Origin of the sequence: Pseudomonas putida (genome assembly GCF_022627325.1) — a bacterium.
GTDB lineage: Bacteria > Pseudomonadota > Gammaproteobacteria > Pseudomonadales > Pseudomonadaceae > Aquipseudomonas > Aquipseudomonas putida_X.
Genome location: NZ_JAETZZ010000019.1, coordinates 83,747 through 101,100 on the forward strand (window position 1 = coordinate 83,747; position 17,354 = coordinate 101,100).

Genomic DNA, 17,354 nt, shown 5'->3' on the forward strand with positions numbered 1-17,354 from the left:
GCAGCCGAGTCGGCATGCATTAACGGCGGATGTCATGCAGATGGGGGCAGCCCTGACGATTTCAAGGGCTTTTCCGGCTCAATCTTGAAATGCGCGCGGGCAGTGGCGATCGGGGCTTGTCGATCGCCCTGCCAGGCCGTGATCGCCACATTGGTCACCCGCCGACCTTGGCGCCACAACTGGCACTGCGCATAGGTGTCGCGAAAATGCCCCGCGCGCAGGTAGTCGATGGAGAAATCGATGATCTTGGGAATGCTGGCGCTCTCGCTGTAGATCAGCAGATACAAGGCGGCAGAAAGCTCCATGAAGCCAGCGATCACACCCCCATGGATGGCCGGCAGCAAAGGGTTGCCGATGTTGTCGGGGTTGGCCGGCAGGCGGAACAGCAAATCATCGTCCTGGCGCTCGCAGGTGATGCCGATCAGGCCGGCATAAGGTATCAACGCCAGCAATGGCTGGTAATCGCCCACGGCATGGGCCGCGTTGAGCTGGCGACGTACGTCTTGGGGAATCATGCCCTGTCCTCCTTCAGTGCCTTGCCGAAGCGGATGCCACCTTTGACCTCCTGCCCCAGGCGCATGAAGGTGCCGACAACCTGGCATATCGGCTGGGCGGGGTCGTCCTGATAAGCCATGCCTCGGGTGAAGATCACGTCCCGGGTGACCCGATAGCACTGGGCATGACCATAGATGGGCTTGCCTGCCTCTGCCGGATGCATGTAGTCGATGCGAAGGTCCAGGGTTGGACATACCTCAAAGCTTGGCAGCACGCAAAGCGTGGCCATCCCGCAGGTGGTGTCCATCAGCGTGGTCAGGGCGCCACCATGCACTGCGCCGGTCTGCGGGTTACCGACGATGGCCGGTGACCAGGGCAAGATCAGCGTCATGCCATCGGTGTCCGCCTGTTCCACGCGTATGTGTAACATTTGGCAATGTTTCAGTGCCGACAAGAATCGCTCGGCCATGGCCATCAAGCTTGAATCGGTCATCGGTACACTCCACTTCACTTCACGGCCGCTGGCGCCAGCTACATCTGCATAAGTGTGATAAAAAGTCTATGCGCACTGCAGTGTTATATATCTGTAAACGATACGGAACTATTGCCGCACGGCCGAACTCGAAGGAACAAGTCACTTATTCCACCAAGGAGAAACACCCAATGCGTAAACCATTTGCTTTTGCTCTGATGCTGGCTGCTGCCATGGGCCTGGCTGCTTGCGATAAAGCGAGCGAAGACAAAGCCCAAGACGCACAGGAACATGCCGAGCAGGCCCAGGAAAAAATGGGCGAAGCTCAGGATAAAATGAACGACGCCGCCAAGGAAAACGCCGAAGCTGCCAAAGATCAGGCTGAAGCCGAGCAGAAAGCTGCTGAAGAGGCCGCGCCGGCCACTCCGGCTACCGCACCCGCTGAGCCTGCCAAGCAGTAATAGCGACGCACAAAAAAACCCGACAATGTCGGGTTTTTTTGTGCCTGTCATGTAGGGATTAAACGTTTCAGGCGTTTGTGTTGACGCCTTCTTTGCTGGTCTCGGTAGGCGCACTTTCCGTCGGTGTGAAAACCATCACTTCCAGCACATCGGAGTGGAACTCCCGGCGATAAAGGATCACTACCACCCCAACACTCACGACCATGAACAACCCGGGGCTGATGAACCAAGTGAGCATGGCCATGCCGAAGTAATAAGCGCGCAAGCCAAAGTTGAACTGGTTGGCCGCCAGCGACAACACCCTCGCCGCCCGCGAAGCGAAAGCCTTGCGCTCAAGCTCACTGACCAGCCGCTCGCCTATCATGGGCGCAGACCCCACCAGCACTGCGGCAAAGTTGTATTGGCGCATGCACCAGCTGAACGTGAAAAACGCATAGACGAACACCATCGCCAGGCAAAGCAGCTTGATTTCCGACATGCCTTGCGAGGCCTGTTGTACGAGTGGCAGGTCGGCCAGCAGCGACAGAGCGCGGTCAGTAGCCCCCAGAACGGTCAGGATACCGGCCAGAATGATCAGGGTGCTGGAGGCGAAGAACGACGCGTTGCGCTCCAGATTGCCGATGACACTGGCATCGGCGATGCGGTTGTCGCGCAGCAGCATGCGGCGCATCCAGTCTTCCCGATACAAATGCAGGACACTGGCCAGGCAGGCGGTGTCGCGGCCCTTCCAGATGGCATAGCGGGTATAGCCGCCCCAGCAAAGCGCGAACCAGCACAGGGCCAACACGTTGTGAAGATTGCTTTGGATGAAATTCATGCAGTTTTCCTGAAGGCCAGGGCACAAGGATAGGCACCGCTGTTCGACGCCTGCGAGCACGCAAAGACACATCCGCGCAATAAAAAACCCCGCATCCTCGGGGATGCGGGGTTCGGTGTACAGCCAGCGCGGGCACCCTACGGCTTGTGGCCGGTGCCAACGGCAGGCATCAACCTGTCAGGCCAGCGCTTCACGCGGCTTGCCAAGCATGCGGTCGCACGCCACGGCAGCAACCAGTGTCACCACCGACGGCACGAGCCAGGCCAGCCCCTGATCGCTCAGCGGCAGGTGCGCCATGAAGTCCGGCAACACGTGGGCAATGCTGCTGCCCTTGATCGCGTCGACCATGCCGAACAACAGCGACACCAGCATGACTGGCGCCAGGATGCGCGTAGGCGAATTCCACAGGTCATTGACGAAGCTCAGCCCCACCACCACGATGCACGGCGGGTAGATGGCGGTCAGCACCGGGATCGAGAACATGATCAGCTTGGTCAGGCCCAGGTTGGAGATCAGCAGCGAGAAGCCCGCCAGGATCACCACCAGCGTACGGTACGACAGCGGCAGGATCTGGCTGAAGTACTCGGCGCATGCGCAGGTCAGGCCTACCGCAGTCACCAGGCAGGCCAGCGCGATCAGCACCGCCAGGAAGCCGCTGCCCAGCGAACCGAAGGTGTGCTGTACGTAGGCGTGCAATACCGCTGCACCGTTGGTGGCGCCAGCCGCGATGTCATGGCTGCTGGCCCCCAGGCGGAACAGGCTGATGTACACCAGCGCCAGGCCTACACCGGCAATCAGGCCGGCGATGATGGCATAGCGGGTGATCAGCTTCGGCGATTCGACGCCCCGCGAACGGATGGCATTGACGATCACGATGCCGAAGACCAGCGCACCCAAGGTGTCCATGGTCAGGTAGCCATCGGAGAAGCCTTTGGAGAAGGCCGCGGCTGCATAGGCGGGCTGCGCTTCACCAATGGTGCCAGCCGGCAGCGCGAACGCAGCGATGCCAAGGACCGCCAGGGCGATGATCTTCAGTGGCGCGAGGAAACGGCCCACGGTATCGAGCAACTTGCCCGGGTACATGGACACCGCCAGTACCACGATGAAGTACACCAGGCTGTAGATGAACAACGCCAGCGGGCTTTCGCCGGTGAGCGGTGCCACCCCCACTTCGAACGACACGGTCGCCGTGCGCGGGGTGGCGAACAGCGGGCCGACCGACAGGTAGCACACCGCCGCCAACAAACCACCGAAGAACTTGCCGATCGGGCTGCTGAGTGCATCCATGCCACCACCGACCTTGGCCAGTGCGACCACGGTGATGACCGGCAGGCCCACCGCCGTTACCAGAAAGCCCAGGGCGGCCATCCAGACATGCGGCCCGGACTGCAGGCCAACGATGGGCGGGAAGATGATATTGCCAGCGCCCACAAAAAGGGCAAACGTCATAAAGCCAAGCGCCAGGATATCCTGGCCTTTTAAAACTTTCATTTAGGGTAGTACCACACTGCTGAAATCGGGATTCGAGAAGGGATTTCCCCATGGGTGAGGGAAATGCTGCCCGGCTTGATGGGCCAGACCCGTTTAGCGTGTCGTTCCCTTTTGGGGTACGGGCACAGAGTGAACGCGTAGATTAACCGTTTTACCCGGCAAACGCACTGGAACAGTGCTGCCTGTCCGATGTGCGTACATGTTTGTCGTCTGGTTGACCGTGTTCAACGACAATTTATTGCTGATTCGAGCGAATGTCTGGTTGAAAAACCTGATGAGCTAGGTCGAATTTTCCGAACCTTTGGGTGGCGTTAACCGACCACAAAACGACAAAGGCCACCCGAAGGTGGCCTTTGTGCGCGTGGGGGGTACTACGTAAAGCGGGTGCTACTTACTTCTTGGCTTCCCAGCCAGTCAGCTCGGCCAGGGCCTTGCCGATGTCAGCCAGGGAACGCACGGTCTTCACACCAGCGTCCTGCAGGGCAGCGAACTTCTCGTCCGCAGTACCCTTGCCGCCGGAAATGATGGCGCCAGCGTGGCCCATACGCTTGCCCGCAGGTGCAGTAACACCAGCGATGTAGGAAACGACAGGCTTGGTGACATTGGCCTTGATGTAAGCCGCGGCCTCTTCTTCAGCCGAACCGCCGATCTCACCGATCATGACGATCGCTTCGGTCTTCGGGTCTTCCTGGAACAGCTTCAGGATGTCGATGAAGTTCGAGCCTGGGATCGGGTCGCCGCCGATACCCACGCAGGTCGACTGGCCGAAACCGGCGTCGGTGGTCTGCTTGACCGCTTCGTAGGTCAGGGTGCCGGAACGCGACACGATACCGACCTTGCCTGGCAGGTGGATGTGGCCTGGCATGATGCCGATCTTGCACTCGCCCGGGGTGATGACACCTGGGCAGTTAGGGCCGATCAGGGTAACGCCCAGCTCGTCGCACTTGACCTTGGCATCGAGCATGTCCAGGGTAGGAATGCCTTCGGTGATGCAGACGATCAGCTTGATACCGCCGAAAGCTGCTTCCAGGATCGAGTCCTTGCAGAACGGAGCCGGAACGTAGATCACCGAAGCGTCAGCGCCGGTAGCTTCCACGGCTTCCTTGACGGTGTTGAACACCGGCAGGCCCAGGTGGGTGGTGCCACCCTTGCCCGGGGTAACGCCGCCGACCATCTTGGTGCCATAGGCGATGGCTTGTTCGGAGTGGAAAGTACCCTGCGAGCCAGTGAAGCCCTGGCAGATGACTTTGGTGTCTTTATTGATCAGGACGCTCATTACTTGCCCTCCGCAGCTTTGACAACTTGTTGAGCAGCGTCGGTCAGGCTGGTTGCCGCAATGATGTTCAAACCGCTTTCTGCCAGTACTTTTGCGCCCAGTTCGGCGTTGTTGCCTTCAAGGCGAACGACGACCGGAACCTTAACGCCAACTTCTTTCACTGCACCGATGATGCCTTCGGCAATCATGTCGCAGCGAACGATGCCGCCGAAGATGTTGACCAGAACGGCCGCGACATTGCTGTCGGACAGAATGATCTTGAACGCTTCGGTAACGCGCTCTTTGGTAGCACCGCCACCAACGTCGAGGAAGTTGGCTGGCTTGCCGCCGTGCAGGTTGACGATGTCCATGGTACCCATGGCCAGGCCGGCACCGTTGACCATGCAGCCGATGTTGCCTTCCAGGGCAACGTAGTTCAGTTCGAACTTGGCAGCGTGGGCTTCACGGGCGTCGTCCTGCGACGGGTCGTGGAAGGTCTTCAGCTTAGGCTGACGGTACATGGCGTTGGCGTCGATGTTGATCTTGGCATCGAGGCAGTGCAGGTCGCCATCGGCCTTGATCACCAGCGGGTTCACTTCCAGCAGGGCCAGATCGTGATCCTTGAACAGCTTGGCCAGGCCAACGAAGATCTTGGCGAACTGTTGAACCTGCTTGCCTTCCAGGCCCAGCTGGAATGCCAGTTCACGCCCTTGGAACGGCTGAGCGCCGACCAGCGGGTCGATGGTAGCCTTGAGGATCTTCTCAGGCGTTTCGTGAGCGACTTTCTCGATGTCCACGCCACCTTCGGTGGAGGCCATGAACACGATACGGCGGCTCGAACGATCCACTACAGCGCCCAGGTACAGCTCTTTGGCGATGTCAGTGCAGGATTCGACCAGAATCTTGGAGACGGGTTGACCGTTGGCATCGGTCTGGTAGGTAACCAGATTCTTGCCCAACCACTGTGCAGCGAACGCCTTGGCGTCTTCCTTGCTGCGAACCAGCTTGACGCCGCCCGCCTTACCGCGACCACCAGCGTGGACCTGGGCTTTGACAACCCACTCGGAACCGCCGATCTTGTCGCAGGCTTCTGCAGCTTGCTCAGGGGTATCGACCGCGAAACCCTTGGAAACTGGCAGGCCGTACTCAGCGAACAGCTGCTTACCCTGATACTCGTGAAGATTCATGCTTTTTACCGTCTTCGTTAGGTACTGCGCTTCGGCGCTGCGCCATTACTGGCGCCGCACCACCTGTGACCGTTGACCCCGGGTTTTCCCGTGTGATCCGGTCCGGCGGACGTTCCGCGGTGAGTCATGCACGCAAGACTCACGACGGGCAGCCCGCCGTGGTTTCTTATAATTAACGCTTCTTACGGTTGGCCACGTGAATGGCGCCGCCATTCACTGCCAGCGCTGCTTCATGCAACGCTTCGGACAGGGTTGGATGGCTGAAGACCATCATGCCCAGATCCTCGGCACTGGTGCCGAATTCCATTGCGATTGCGCCCTGCTGAACCAGTTCGGCAGCCGACGGGCCAATCACGTGTACACCCAGAACGCGGTCGGTCTTGGCATCAGCGATGACCTTGACGAAACCACCGGTGTCGTTGGCCGCCATCGCACGGCCGCTGGCCGCGAACGGGAAGGTGCCTACGTTAACCTCAACACCCTCGGCCTTCAAGGCTTGTTCGGTCTTGCCGACCCACGCGATTTCCGGGTGGGTGTAGATAACCGAAGGGATCAGGTCGTAGTTCATCTGGGCCTTGTGGCCCTTGATGCGCTCGACGACCATGATGCCCTCTTCCGAGGCCTTGTGCGCCAGCATCATGCCGCGAACCACGTCGCCGATGGCGTAGACGCCCGGCACGCTGGTCGCGCAGTGATCGTCCACGAAGATGTAGCCACGCTCGTCGATGTTGACACCGCTGTCGGAGGCCAGCAGGTCGGTGGTCACCGGGCGACGGCCAACCGCGACGATCAGCTTGTCGAAGGTGATCTTCTGCTCGCCATCGGCATTGGTGTAGGTCACTTCGACTTCGTCGCCATTGACTTTCGAGCCGGTGACGCGAGCGCCCAGCTTGATGTCCAGGCCTTGCTTGGTCAGGGTCTTCTGGGCTTCTTTCGACACTGCGGTGTCGGCAGCCATCAGGAAGGTGTCCAGGGCTTCCAGGACGGTGACTTCAGCACCCAGGCGAGCCCATACCGAACCCAGCTCCAGGCCGATCACGCCAGCACCGATCACGCCCAGGCGCTTGGGAACCGACTGGAATTCCAGGGCGCCGGTGGAGTCGACGATGACGTTCTGGTCGACCGGAGCCGGCGGAATGTCGATCGGACGCGAGCCGGAGGCCAGGATCACGTTTTCGGCTTCGATGATTTCGGTAGTGCCGTCAGCCTTGGTGACTTCGACTTTCTTGCCAGCCAGCAGTTTGCCGTGGCCCTGGATCGAAGTGACGCCGTTGGCCTTGAACAGGGTGGCAACGCCACCGGTCAGGTTCTTGACGATGCCAGCCTTGCGGCCAACCATCGCGGCGACGTCCATCTTCACTTCGCCCGTGGAGATACCGTGGACGTTGAAGCTCTCTTTGGCTTCCTTGTACTTCCAGGAGCTGTCCAGCAGCGCCTTGGAGGGGATGCAGCCTACGTTCAGGCAAGTGCCGCCCAGGGCCAGCTTGCCCTCGGCGTCGGTGTACTTCTCGATACAGGCAGTCTTCAGACCAAGTTGGGCAGCCTTGATAGCAGCCACATAGCCGCCAGGACCTGCACCAATCACCACTACGTCGAATTTCTGGGTCATAAAAGATTCCTTTTTAGCTTCAAGCGGCAAGCTGCAAGCCGCAAGACCAGCAGGCTTCGGCTTGAAGCGTGCGGCTTGCAGCTTACAGCTGCGCGATTAGATGTCCAGCAGCAGGCGGGACGGATCTTCCAGCAGGTTCTTGATGGTGACCAGGAAGGTTACCGCTTCCTTGCCGTCGATCAGGCGGTGATCGTACGACAGCGCCAGGTACATCATCGGGCGGATAACCACTTGGCCGTTGATGGCCATCGGGCGCTGGATGATGTTGTGCATGCCGAGAATGGCGGCCTGCGGTGGGTTGACGATCGGGGTCGACATCATCGAGCCGAAGGTACCACCGTTGGTGATGGTGAAGGTGCCGCCGGTCATTTCTTCGATCGACAGTTTGCCGTCACGGGCTTTCTTGCCGAAGGTGGCGATGCCGTTCTCGATTTCAGCCAGGCTCATCGATTCGGCGTTGCGCAGTACCGGTACTACCAGGCCACGGTCGCTGGAGACGGCAACGCCGACGTCGGCAAAGCCGTGGTAGACGATGTCGTTGCCGTCGATCGAGGCATTGACCGCCGGGAAACGCTTCAGCGCTTCGGTGGCAGCCTTGACGAAGAACGACATGAAGCCCAGGCGCACGCCGTTATGGGTCTTCTCGAACAGGTCCTTGTACTTCGAACGCAGGGCCATGACTTCGGTCATGTCGACTTCGTTGAAGGTGGTCAGCATCGCCATGTTGGACTGGGCTTCGACCAGACGCTCGGCGATCTTGGCACGCAGGCGGGTCATCGGCACACGCTTCTCGGTGCGATCGCCAGCAGCGGTCACCACCGGAGCGGCAGCGGCAGGCTTGGCAGCAGGAGCAGCGGCAGGCGCGGACTTCTTGTTGGCAACTGCGGCAACCACATCTTCCTTGGTGATGCGGCCACCCTTGCCGGTACCGGCAACGGTCGCCAGGTCGATGCCGTTCTCTTCAGCCAGCTTGCGCGCGGCTGGAGCAGCGACCGGGTCATCTTCGCCGGCATCGGCGGCAGTGGCAGCGGCAGCCGGAGCAGCAGCGGCCGGAGCGGCTGCAGGTGCGGCGGCGGCGGCACCACCTTCCACGATCGAACCCAGCACTTCGTCGGACAGGACGGTATCGCCCTCGCCCTTGACGATGTCGCCCATCACGCCATCGGCGGTAGCCAGGACTTCCAGGACGACCTTGTCAGTCTCGATGTCGACGATCAGCTCGTCACGCTTGACGGCTTCGCCCGGCTTCTTGTGCCAGGTGGCAACGGTGCCATCGGCAACCGATTCCGGGAAGGTTGGGGCTTTGATCTCGATAGCCATTAGCAGTGTTTCCTTAAATTCGGTTTCAAGTGCGCGAAGGCGTTAGACAGTGAAGGCGTCTTGCAGCAGTTTTTCCTGCTGTTCGGCGTGCTTCGAAGCGTAACCACAAGCTGGCGCGGCGGAAGCGTCGCGGCCTGCGTATTCCAGGACCAGCGCCTTGTTGTGGCGGCCCAGGATACGGCGCATGTGGTGCTGGCTGCTGTACCAGGCGCCCTGGTTCATCGGCTCTTCCTGACACCAGACGGCATGCTTGAGGTTGGTGTACGGCGCCAGGATGTCGACCAGGTCGTCTTCCGGGAACGGGTACAGCTGCTCGATACGCACGATCGCGATGTCTTCGCGGCCTTCGGCACGGCGTTTTTCCAGCAGGTCGTAGTAGACCTTGCCACCACACAGCACCAGGCGTTCGACCTTGGCAGGATCCAGGGTGTCGATTTCCGGGATCACGGTCTGGAACGAACCTTCTGCAAGGTCCTCCAGGGTCGACACGGCCAGCTTGTGGCGCAGCAGCGACTTGGGCGTCAGCACGATCAGCGGCTTGCGCAGCGGACGGATGACCTGACGACGCAGCAGGTGGTAGATCTGTGCCGGAGTCGTCGGTACGCAGACCTGAATGTTGTGCTCGGCGCACAGCTGCAGGTAACGCTCCAGGCGCGCGGAGGAGTGCTCCGGGCCCTGCCCTTCATAGCCGTGCGGCAGCAGCATGGTCAGACCGCACAGGCGGCCCCACTTGTGCTCACCGCTGGTGATGAACTGGTCGATCACCACCTGCGCACCGTTGGCGAAGTCGCCGAACTGGGCTTCCCAGATCACCAGCGCATTCGGCGTGGTGGTCGAGTAGCCGTATTCGAAGGCCAGCACCGCTTCTTCCGACAGGAAGGAGTCGTACAGGTCGAAGCGCGGCTGGCCTGGGAACAGGTTCTGCAGCGGCACGTAAGTGCTGGCGTCCTTCTGGTTGTGCAACACCGCGTGGCGGTGCGAGAAGGTGCCACGGCCGATGTCCTGGCCGGTCATGCGGATCGGGTGACCTTCGAACTGCAGGGTGGCGTACGCCATGGTCTCTGCATAACCCCAGTTGATCGGCAAGCCACCGGCCTGCATCTTCTGACGGTCTTCGTAGATCTTCGACACCTGACGCTGGACAACGAAGCCTTCCGGCAGCTCGAGCAGCTTGGCCGACAGGTCCTGCAGGGTCTTGAGGTCGAAACGGGTGTCGTGACGCGCAGTCCAGGCGTGGCCCAGGTATGGACGCCAGTCGACGAACAGCTCGCGGTTCGGCTCCTTGACCAGGCTCTTGACCACGTGCAGGCCGTTGTCCAGCGCGTTGCGGTACTCGTCGATCTTGGCCTGGGCGCGCTCGGCATCGATGCGACCGGCCTGGATCAGCGCCTCGGCGTACAGCTCACGGGTGGTGCGCTGCTTGCTGATCTGCTGATACATCAGCGGCTGGGTACCGTTGGGCTCGTCGGCCTCGTTGTGGCCGCGACGGCGGTAGCAGACCAGGTCGATGACCACATCACGCTTGAACTGCATGCGGTAATCGATGGCCAGCTGGGTGACGAACACCACCGCTTCCGGGTCATCGCCGTTCACGTGCAGGATCGGCGCCTGGATCATCTTGGCAACGTCGGTGGCGTACTCGGTGGAGCGCGCGTCCAGCGGGTTGCTGATGGTGAAACCAACCTGGTTGTTGATCACGATGTGCACAGTACCGCCGGTCTTGAAACCGCGGGTCTGCGACATCTGGAAGGTTTCCATGACCACGCCCTGGCCTGCGAATGCAGCGTCACCGTGGATCGAGATCGGCAGCACCTTGTCGCCGGCGGTGTCGTTGCGGCGGTCCTGACGGGCGCGCACCGAACCTTCGACCACCGGAGAGACGATTTCCAGGTGGGACGGGTTGAACGCCATGGCCAGGTGAACTTCGCCACCGGTGGTCATCACGTTCGAGGAGAAGCCCTGGTGATACTTCACGTCACCGGAGCCCAGCTCGTTCATCTTCTTGCCTTCGAACTCGTCGAACAGCTCGCGCGGGTTCTTGCCGAAGGTGTTGACCAGCACGTTCAGACGACCACGGTGGGCCATGCCGATCACGACTTCCTTGGTGCCGTAGGAGCCGGAACGCTGGATCATTTCGTCCAGCATCGGGATCAGGCTTTCGCCACCCTCAAGGCCGAAGCGCTTGGTGCCCGGGTACTTGGTGCCCAGGTACTTTTCGAGGCCTTCACCGGCCGTCACGCGCTCGAGCAGGTGAGCCTGCACGTCGGCGGAAAAGTCCGGGCGGCCGCGCACGCTTTCCAGGCGCTGCTGGAACCAGCTGCGCTGCTCGGAATCGACGATATGGGTGAACTCGGCGCCAATGGTGCGACAATATGTCTTCTGGAGCGCCTCGATGATCTCGCGTAGGCTCGCCTCCTCTTTGCCGATGTACAGGTCGCCGGCACGGAAGGTCGTATCAAGATCGGCATTGGTCAAGCCGTAGTGATTGATCGACAGGTCTACGGGCGCAGGGCGCTGCCACAACCCCAAGGGGTCGAGCTTGGCAGCCTGATGGCCGCGCATACGATAGGCCTGGATCAGTCGCAGAACTTCAACCTGCTTCTTCTCGTGTTCACTGCTCACGCTCCCGGCAGATACCGGTTGGGCGCGGCGCTGGTTCTTTGCCAGCAGTACGAAATGGTCGCGGATTGTCGAGTGCGATACATCAGTAGCGGTGCTGCCGTCGGCGGGCAACTTCTGGAAGTAAGTGCGCCACTCTTCTGGCACAGCGTTAGGGTCGTGCAGGTAGAGCTCGTAGAGCTCTTCCACATATGCAGCGTTACCACCTGAAAGGTGGGCGCTTTCCCACATGCGCTGCATCACGCTTTCTTGCATGCTTGGTCACCCTCGGTTAGGGGACTGATCGGCGAGAGCCACAGCAAACCTGGAAAAGTCCGAACACAGCGACTGAACCACGCCACTTGGATCCTGCTGATTTTCCGGGTACCAGCCCGGAAAGCCCCTGCTGGTCTCATATCTTCATAGGTATCGAGCGCGGGCTTTGTGGGCCCTTGCTCAGGTTTTACCTCAGTGCGGGTTCACCACCCGCACCTCGGCTTACTGCAGTTACAACGCTTTGAATCAGGTGCCGCTTTGCAGCAGCATGTTACGTACGTGGCCGATTGCCTTGGTCGGGTTCAGACCCTTCGGGCAAACGTTGACGCAGTTCATGATCCCGCGGCAGCGGAAGACGCTGAACGGGTCATCCAGGGACGCCAGGCGCTCCTGAGTCTTGGTGTCACGGCTGTCAGCCAGGAAGCGATAGGCCTGCAGCAAGGCAGCGGGGCCCAGGAACTTGTCCGGGTTCCACCAGAAGGACGGGCAGGAAGTCGAGCAGCAAGCGCACAGGATGCACTCGTACAGCCCGTCCAGCTTGTCGCGATCTTCCGGCGACTGCAGACGCTCGATGGCCGGGGCCGGCGTGTCGTTCTGCAGGAACGGTTTCACCTTCTCGTACTGCTTGTAGAAGATGCTCATATCGACGACCAGGTCACGAATGACCGGAAGGCCAGGCAACGGACGCAGAACCAGCTTGTTACCCTTGACCACGCCGGACAGCGGCGTGATGCAGGCCAGGCCGTTCTTGCCGTTCATGTTCATGCCATCGGAACCGCAAACGCCTTCACGGCAGGAGCGACGGTACGAGAAGCCCTCGTCCTTCTCCTTGATCAGCGCCAGCACGTCCAGCACCATCAGGTCCTTACCGCCGGTATCGACGTCGAACGACTCCATCTTGGGTGCCGAGTCGGTATCCGGGTTGTAGCGATAAACTTCGACTTTCAACATAGCAGTCACCCTCAATAAGTCCGGACTTTTGGTTCGAAGGCTGGAACAGTCTTCGGCGCAAAGTTGACGCCACGCTTGGCCACGCGCTTCTCACCCGGGTAGTACAGGGTGTGGCACAGCCAGTTTTCGTCGTCACGGTCTTCGAAGTCTTCACGGGCGTGAGCGCCGCGGGACTCTTTACGGGCTTCGGCCGCGATGGCGGTAGCTTCGGCGACTTCCAACAGGTTCTGCAGCTCCAGCGCTTCGATACGCGCGGTGTTGAAGGCCTGGGACTTGTCGTTGATCTTGACGTTGGCGATACGCTCACGCAGGCCGGCCAGCTGCTCGATACCCTTGAGCATGTATTCACCGGTACGGAACACACCGAAGTAGTTCTGCATGCAGCTCTGCAGCTCGCGCTTGAGGCTGGCAACGTCTTCGCCAGTGGAGCGCTCGTTGAGCTTGTTCAGGCGGTTCAGCGCAACATCGATGTCGGTGTCGCTGGCGTCGAGGTGCTCGATGCCGTCGCTCAACGCCTTCTCCAGGTGCAGGCCGGCAGCACGGCCGAACACCACCAGGTCGAGCAGCGAGTTGCCGCCCAGGCGGTTGGCACCGTGGACCGATACGCACGCCACTTCACCTACGGCGAACAGGCCAGGAATGATGTGATCCTTGCCTTCTTCGTCCATGGTGATGGCCTGGCCATGAATGTTGGTGGCAACGCCACCCATCATGTAATGGCAGGTTGGAACGACCGGCACCGGCGCGACGACAGGGTCGACGTGGGCGAAGGTCTTGGACAGTTCGCAGATACCTGGCAGGCGGCTGTGCAGCACTTCCTCGCCCAGGTGATCCAGCTTCAGCAGAACGTGGTCCTTGTTCGGGCCCACGCCGTTGCCGGCGATGATCTCTTTGACCATGGAACGGGCCACCACGTCGCGGCCGGCCAGGTCTTTCGCGTTCGGCGCGTAACGCTCCATGAAGCGCTCGCCGTGGGCGTTGATCAGGTAGCCACCCTCACCGCGGCAACCCTCGGTGACCAGTACACCGGCGCCGGCGATGCCGGTCGGGTGGAACTGCCACATTTCGATGTCCTGCACCGGCACACCGGCACGCAGGGCCATGCCGATACCGTCACCGGTATTGATCAGGGCGTTGGTGGTGGAGGCGTAGATACGGCCCGCACCGCCAGTGGCCAGCACGGTGGCCTTGGACTTGATGTACATGGTTTCGCCGGTTTCGATGCAGATCGCGATCACACCGACGAAGGCGCCTTCCTGGTTTTTCACCAGATCAACGGCGTAGTACTCGTTGAGGAAGGTGGTACCGGCTTTCAGGTTGCCCTGGTACAGGGTGTGCAGCAGCGCGTGACCGGTACGGTCGGAGGCTGCGCAAGTACGAGCAGCCTGGCCGCCCTTGCCGAAGTCCTTGGACTGGCCACCGAACGGACGCTGGTAGATACGGCCGGTTTCGGTACGCGAGAACGGCAGGCCCATGTGGTCCAGCTCGAAGACCGCAGCCGGGCCTTCCTGGCACATGTATTCGATAGCGTCCTGGTCACCGATGTAGTCGGAACCCTTGACGGTATCGTACATGTGCCAGCGCCAGTCGTCGTTCGGGTCGGCCGAAGCGATGGCGCAGGTGATGCCGCCCTGGGCGGATACAGTGTGCGAACGGGTCGGGAAGACCTTGGTGACCACGGCAGTCTTGTGACCGCCCTGGGCCAGCTGCAGCGCTGCGCGCATGCCGGCGCCGCCGCCACCGATGATGATGGCGTCGAAGGAAATGGTTGGAATGCTAGCCATGGATCAGATACCCCAGAGAATCTGCACACCCCAGACGAAGTAAGCGAACATCGCAACGCCGCATACCGCCTGGAACAGGAAACGAATCGCAGTTGCCGACTTGCCGAACGACATTGGCGTCAGGTAGTCGGTTGCAATGGTCCACATGCCGACCCAGGCGTGAGCGCCTAGGGCAACGAGGGCCAGCAGACTGAAGATCCGCATCGCGTTGTTGGAGAACAGACCATGCCACTGGGTGTAGTCGATGCCTGGGTGGGCGACCACGTAGCCGATCAGGAAGAGAAAGTAAGCCGCGAGAACGACCGCCGAGACGCGCTGCGCCATCCAGTCATAGAGGCCCGAACGCGACAGGTTCGTGACATTGGTTACCATACCCAAACTCCCACCAGAACGATCAGCACCACGGAGATGACGATCACGATTTTCGAGCCCAGCTTGCCGCCTTCCAGCGTCTCACCGATGCCCATGTCCATGATCAGGTGACGCACACCTGCCACGAGGTGATAAAGCAGGGCGGATAGCAGGCCCCAGGTCACGAATTTGGCCAGCGGGCTGGTCAGACACGCCTTCACCTCACCGAAGCCTTCCTCGGAACCCAGCGATTTGCCCAGTGCATAAAGCATGATGGCAAGGCCGAGGAACAGGATGACGCCGGAGATACGGTGCAGAATGGACGTGTACGCTGTGACGGGGAGCTTGATGGTCCTTAGGTCTAGGTTTACAGGTCGTTGGCTTTTCACGGCTTTTTTCACACTGAAGAGCCCCTAGCGAATCAGGGCAAAGTTGTTGGTAAGTGTACTGGTCAGGTACCCACCACCCAGGGAACGGCGACCCCCAGCAGTTCGGGCTTGCAAGCCCCTGGCGGTCGGGTGCCGAGTATAGACAGTTAGGCTGCTTATGACAACGTGACGGGGTAGCCCAAATAGCGCATTGCCTTTAGCGAGCAAAAGGCGTAAATGGGCGAGAATTTCGCGAAAAATCAGGCCCCAGAGCGGGTTTCAACCAGCCTTTAGGCAAATTGACATTCGAATTTACTTCTCTATAGTGGTGCGGGCCCTGCGTGGGGGGTCTGTCTGATGATTTCAAGCATTAATAGGAGGCCACATGGCTGACAAAAAAGCGCAGTTGGTCATCGAGGGCGCTGCCCCCGTCGAGCTGCCCATTTTAACCGGCACCGTTGGTCCTGATGTAATCGACGTCCGCGGGTTGGGGGCCACTGGTCACTTCACCTTCGACCCTGGTTTCATGGCGACCGCTTCGTGCGAGTCGAAGATCACCTATATCGACGGCGACAAGGGCGTGCTGCTGCACCGCGGCTACCCCATCGAACAGCTCGCCGAGCAATCGGACTACCTGGAAACCTGCTACCTGCTGCTCAACGGCGAACTGCCCAATGCCGAGCAGAAGGCCCAGTTCGTCAGCACCGTCAAGAACCACACCATGGTTCATGAGCAGCTGAAGTCCTTCTTCAACGGTTTCCGCCGCGACGCCCACCCGATGGCCGTGATGTGCGGCGTGGTCGGCGCCCTGTCGGCGTTCTACCACGACTCCCTGGACATCAATAACCCGCAACACCGCGAAATTTCCGCGGTGCGCCTGGTCGCCAAGATGCCGACCCTGGCCGCGATGGTTTACAAGTACTCCATGGGCCAGCCGATGATGTACCCGCGCAACGACCTGTCGTACGCGGAAAACTTCCTGCACATGATGTTCAACACCCCGTGCGAGATCAAACCGATCAGCCCGGTGCTGGCCAAGGCCATGGACAAGATCTTCATCCTCCATGCCGATCACGAGCAGAACGCCTCCACCTCCACCGTCCGCCTGGCTGGCTCTTCGGGTGCCAACCCGTTCGCCTGTATCGCCGCCGGTATCGCCGCACTGTGGGGCCCTGCCCACGGCGGTGCGAACGAAGCCGTGCTGACCATGCTCGATGAAATTGGCGATGTCTCGAACATCGACAAGTACATCGCCAAGGCCAAGGACAAGAACGACCCGTTCAAGCTGATGGGCTTCGGTCACCGCGTTTACAAGAACCGCGACCCGCGCGCCACCGTGATGAAGAAAACCTGCGACGAAGTCCTGGGCGAACTCGGCATCAAGAACGACCCGCAGCTGGAATTGGCGATGCGCCTGGAAGAGATCGCCCTGACCGATCCGTACTTCATCGAGCGCTCGCTGTACCCGAACGTGGACTTCTACTCGGGCATCATCCTGAAGGCGATCGGCATTCCAACCAGCATGTTCACCGTGATCTTCGCCCTGGCACGTACCGTGGGCTGGATCTCGCACTGGAAAGAAATGCTCTCCAGCCCGTACAAGATTGGCCGCCCGCGCCAGTTGTACACCGGCGAGCAGCAGCGTGACATCGTTGAGCTGAAAGACCGCAAGTAAGCCAAGGTTTTGGGGCCGCCTTGCGGCCCATCGCCGGCAAGCCGGCTCCCACAGGGATTGCGCCAGCTTTTAAAAGTTGGGCAAGACAGTTGTTCCCGCAGGGGGCATTTGGCTGTACCTGTGGGAGATTCTATGGTTCTCAGCAAGCCATTTTCCCGCCTTTGGTAACGTATTCGTCCTGATTTCTCATCAGGGCGAATGCCACTCGTGCGAGCTTCCTGGCCAGAATTACCAACGCCTGGGT

Annotated in this window: 15 protein-coding genes and 1 pseudogene; 2 read left to right on the forward strand and 14 right to left on the reverse strand. The window is 60.4% G+C overall.

Annotated features, from left to right (window positions below; translation table 11 throughout):
- Positions 1 to 32: 32 nt before the first annotated feature.
- Together JNA92_RS24140 and JNA92_RS24145 are read right to left on the reverse strand one after the other, a co-directional pair.
- Positions 33 to 515, reverse strand: a complete 483-nt coding sequence (locus JNA92_RS24140) for a PaaI family thioesterase (protein WP_241807043.1) — start codon at positions 513 to 515, stop codon at positions 33 to 35.
- Positions 512 to 988 (reverse strand): PaaI family thioesterase, encoded by a 477-nt coding sequence (locus tag JNA92_RS24145; RefSeq protein ID WP_241807044.1) that lies wholly within the window; start codon positions 986 to 988, stop codon positions 512 to 514. Before JNA92_RS24145 ends, JNA92_RS24140 begins: the two co-directional genes overlap by 4 nt.
- Positions 989 to 1,158: 170 nt before the next feature.
- Here JNA92_RS24145 and JNA92_RS24150 point away from each other — a divergent pair, with 170 nt between their 5' ends.
- Positions 1,159 to 1,428, forward strand: a complete 270-nt coding sequence (locus tag JNA92_RS24150) for a hypothetical protein (protein WP_241807052.1) — start codon at positions 1,159 to 1,161, stop codon at positions 1,426 to 1,428.
- Positions 1,429 to 1,495: 67 nt separating this feature from the next.
- Here the strand turns inward: JNA92_RS24150 and JNA92_RS24155 are convergent, their stop codons facing one another.
- The 11 genes from JNA92_RS24155 to sdhC form a co-directional block, all read right to left on the reverse strand.
- Positions 1,496 to 2,245: a DUF599 domain-containing protein gene (locus tag JNA92_RS24155; protein WP_241807045.1), complete on the reverse strand. Its 750-nt coding sequence runs from the start codon at positions 2,243 to 2,245 to the stop codon at positions 1,496 to 1,498.
- Positions 2,246 to 2,422: 177 nt separating this feature from the next.
- The gene (gene brnQ / locus JNA92_RS24160; RefSeq protein WP_241807046.1) at positions 2,423 to 3,736 is read right to left on the reverse strand and encodes a branched-chain amino acid transport system II carrier protein; all 1,314 of its coding nucleotides are present in this window, start codon (positions 3,734 to 3,736) and stop codon (positions 2,423 to 2,425) included.
- Positions 3,737 to 4,127: 391 nt separating this feature from the next.
- On the reverse strand, positions 4,128 to 5,012 hold the full coding sequence (gene sucD, locus JNA92_RS24165) for a succinate--CoA ligase subunit alpha (protein WP_016393102.1): 885 nt from the start codon (positions 5,010 to 5,012) through the stop codon (positions 4,128 to 4,130).
- Positions 5,012 to 6,178, reverse strand: coding sequence for an ADP-forming succinate--CoA ligase subunit beta (gene sucC / locus JNA92_RS24170; protein ID WP_011534748.1), 1,167 nt, complete (start codon positions 6,176 to 6,178; stop codon positions 5,012 to 5,014). The genes sucD and sucC overlap by 1 nt, the downstream gene beginning before the upstream one ends.
- Positions 6,179 to 6,350: 172 nt before the next feature.
- Positions 6,351 to 7,787, reverse strand: coding sequence for a dihydrolipoyl dehydrogenase (lpdA, locus tag JNA92_RS24175; protein ID WP_241807047.1), 1,437 nt, complete (start codon positions 7,785 to 7,787; stop codon positions 6,351 to 6,353).
- A 96-nt stretch (positions 7,788 to 7,883) separates the two neighbouring features.
- Complete coding sequence (odhB, locus tag JNA92_RS24180) at positions 7,884 to 9,107, reverse strand: 2-oxoglutarate dehydrogenase complex dihydrolipoyllysine-residue succinyltransferase (protein WP_241807048.1); 1,224 nt, start codon at positions 9,105 to 9,107, stop codon at positions 7,884 to 7,886.
- 42 nt (positions 9,108 to 9,149) lie between these two features.
- On the reverse strand, positions 9,150 to 11,981 hold the full coding sequence (locus JNA92_RS24185) for a 2-oxoglutarate dehydrogenase E1 component (RefSeq protein ID WP_241807049.1): 2,832 nt from the start codon (positions 11,979 to 11,981) through the stop codon (positions 9,150 to 9,152).
- 246 nt (positions 11,982 to 12,227) lie between these two features.
- Positions 12,228 to 12,932 (reverse strand): succinate dehydrogenase iron-sulfur subunit, encoded by a 705-nt coding sequence (locus JNA92_RS24190; RefSeq protein WP_012315348.1) that lies wholly within the window; start codon positions 12,930 to 12,932, stop codon positions 12,228 to 12,230.
- A gap of 11 nt (positions 12,933 to 12,943) precedes the next feature.
- Positions 12,944 to 14,716: a succinate dehydrogenase flavoprotein subunit gene (gene sdhA, locus JNA92_RS24195; RefSeq protein ID WP_241807050.1), complete on the reverse strand. Its 1,773-nt coding sequence runs from the start codon at positions 14,714 to 14,716 to the stop codon at positions 12,944 to 12,946.
- Between the two features lie 3 nt (positions 14,717 to 14,719).
- Complete coding sequence (sdhD, locus tag JNA92_RS24200) at positions 14,720 to 15,088, reverse strand: succinate dehydrogenase, hydrophobic membrane anchor protein (protein WP_003254214.1); 369 nt, start codon at positions 15,086 to 15,088, stop codon at positions 14,720 to 14,722.
- Positions 15,082 to 15,468: a succinate dehydrogenase, cytochrome b556 subunit gene (gene sdhC / locus JNA92_RS24205; RefSeq protein ID WP_012315350.1), complete on the reverse strand. Its 387-nt coding sequence runs from the start codon at positions 15,466 to 15,468 to the stop codon at positions 15,082 to 15,084. Before sdhC ends, sdhD begins: the two co-directional genes overlap by 7 nt.
- A 352-nt stretch (positions 15,469 to 15,820) precedes the next feature.
- Between sdhC and gltA the strand changes: the two genes are divergently transcribed.
- Positions 15,821 to 17,110 carry a citrate synthase gene (gene gltA / locus JNA92_RS24210; RefSeq protein WP_241807051.1) on the forward strand — a complete coding sequence of 430 codons (1,290 nt, stop codon included), beginning with the start codon at positions 15,821 to 15,823 and terminating at the stop codon, positions 17,108 to 17,110.
- Between the two features lie 139 nt (positions 17,111 to 17,249).
- On the opposite strand, the pseudogene JNA92_RS24215 reads toward gltA, so the two are convergent.
- Positions 17,250 to 17,354 (reverse strand): annotated as a pseudogene (locus JNA92_RS24215) (IS110 family transposase); the annotation flags it as partial.

Bases quoted from the DNA above. Each gene is read 5' to 3' on its own strand.
- sdhD (WP_003254214.1), bottom strand. From the start codon at position 15,088: ATGGTAACCAATGTCACGAACCTGTCGCGTTCGGGCCTCTATGACTGG.
- JNA92_RS24185 (WP_241807049.1), bottom strand. From the start codon at position 11,981: ATGCAAGAAAGCGTGATGCAGCGCATGTGGGAAAGCGCCCACCTTTCA.
- JNA92_RS24155 (WP_241807045.1), bottom strand. From the start codon at position 2,245: ATGAATTTCATCCAAAGCAATCTTCACAACGTGTTGGCCCTGTGCTGG.
- odhB (WP_241807048.1), bottom strand. From the start codon at position 9,107: ATGGCTATCGAGATCAAAGCCCCAACCTTCCCGGAATCGGTTGCCGAT.
- sdhA (WP_241807050.1), bottom strand. From the start codon at position 14,716: ATGGCTAGCATTCCAACCATTTCCTTCGACGCCATCATCATCGGTGGC.
- JNA92_RS24150 (WP_241807052.1), top strand. From the start codon at position 1,159: ATGCGTAAACCATTTGCTTTTGCTCTGATGCTGGCTGCTGCCATGGGC.
- JNA92_RS24190 (WP_012315348.1), bottom strand. From the start codon at position 12,932: ATGTTGAAAGTCGAAGTTTATCGCTACAACCCGGATACCGACTCGGCA.
- JNA92_RS24140 (WP_241807043.1), bottom strand. From the start codon at position 515: ATGATTCCCCAAGACGTACGTCGCCAGCTCAACGCGGCCCATGCCGTG.
- brnQ (WP_241807046.1), bottom strand. From the start codon at position 3,736: ATGAAAGTTTTAAAAGGCCAGGATATCCTGGCGCTTGGCTTTATGACG.
- sucD (WP_016393102.1), bottom strand. From the start codon at position 5,012: ATGAGCGTCCTGATCAATAAAGACACCAAAGTCATCTGCCAGGGCTTC.
- JNA92_RS24145 (WP_241807044.1), bottom strand. From the start codon at position 988: ATGACCGATTCAAGCTTGATGGCCATGGCCGAGCGATTCTTGTCGGCA.
- lpdA (WP_241807047.1), bottom strand. From the start codon at position 7,787: ATGACCCAGAAATTCGACGTAGTGGTGATTGGTGCAGGTCCTGGCGGC.
- gltA (WP_241807051.1), top strand. From the start codon at position 15,821: ATGGCTGACAAAAAAGCGCAGTTGGTCATCGAGGGCGCTGCCCCCGTC.
- sucC (WP_011534748.1), bottom strand. From the start codon at position 6,178: ATGAATCTTCACGAGTATCAGGGTAAGCAGCTGTTCGCTGAGTACGGC.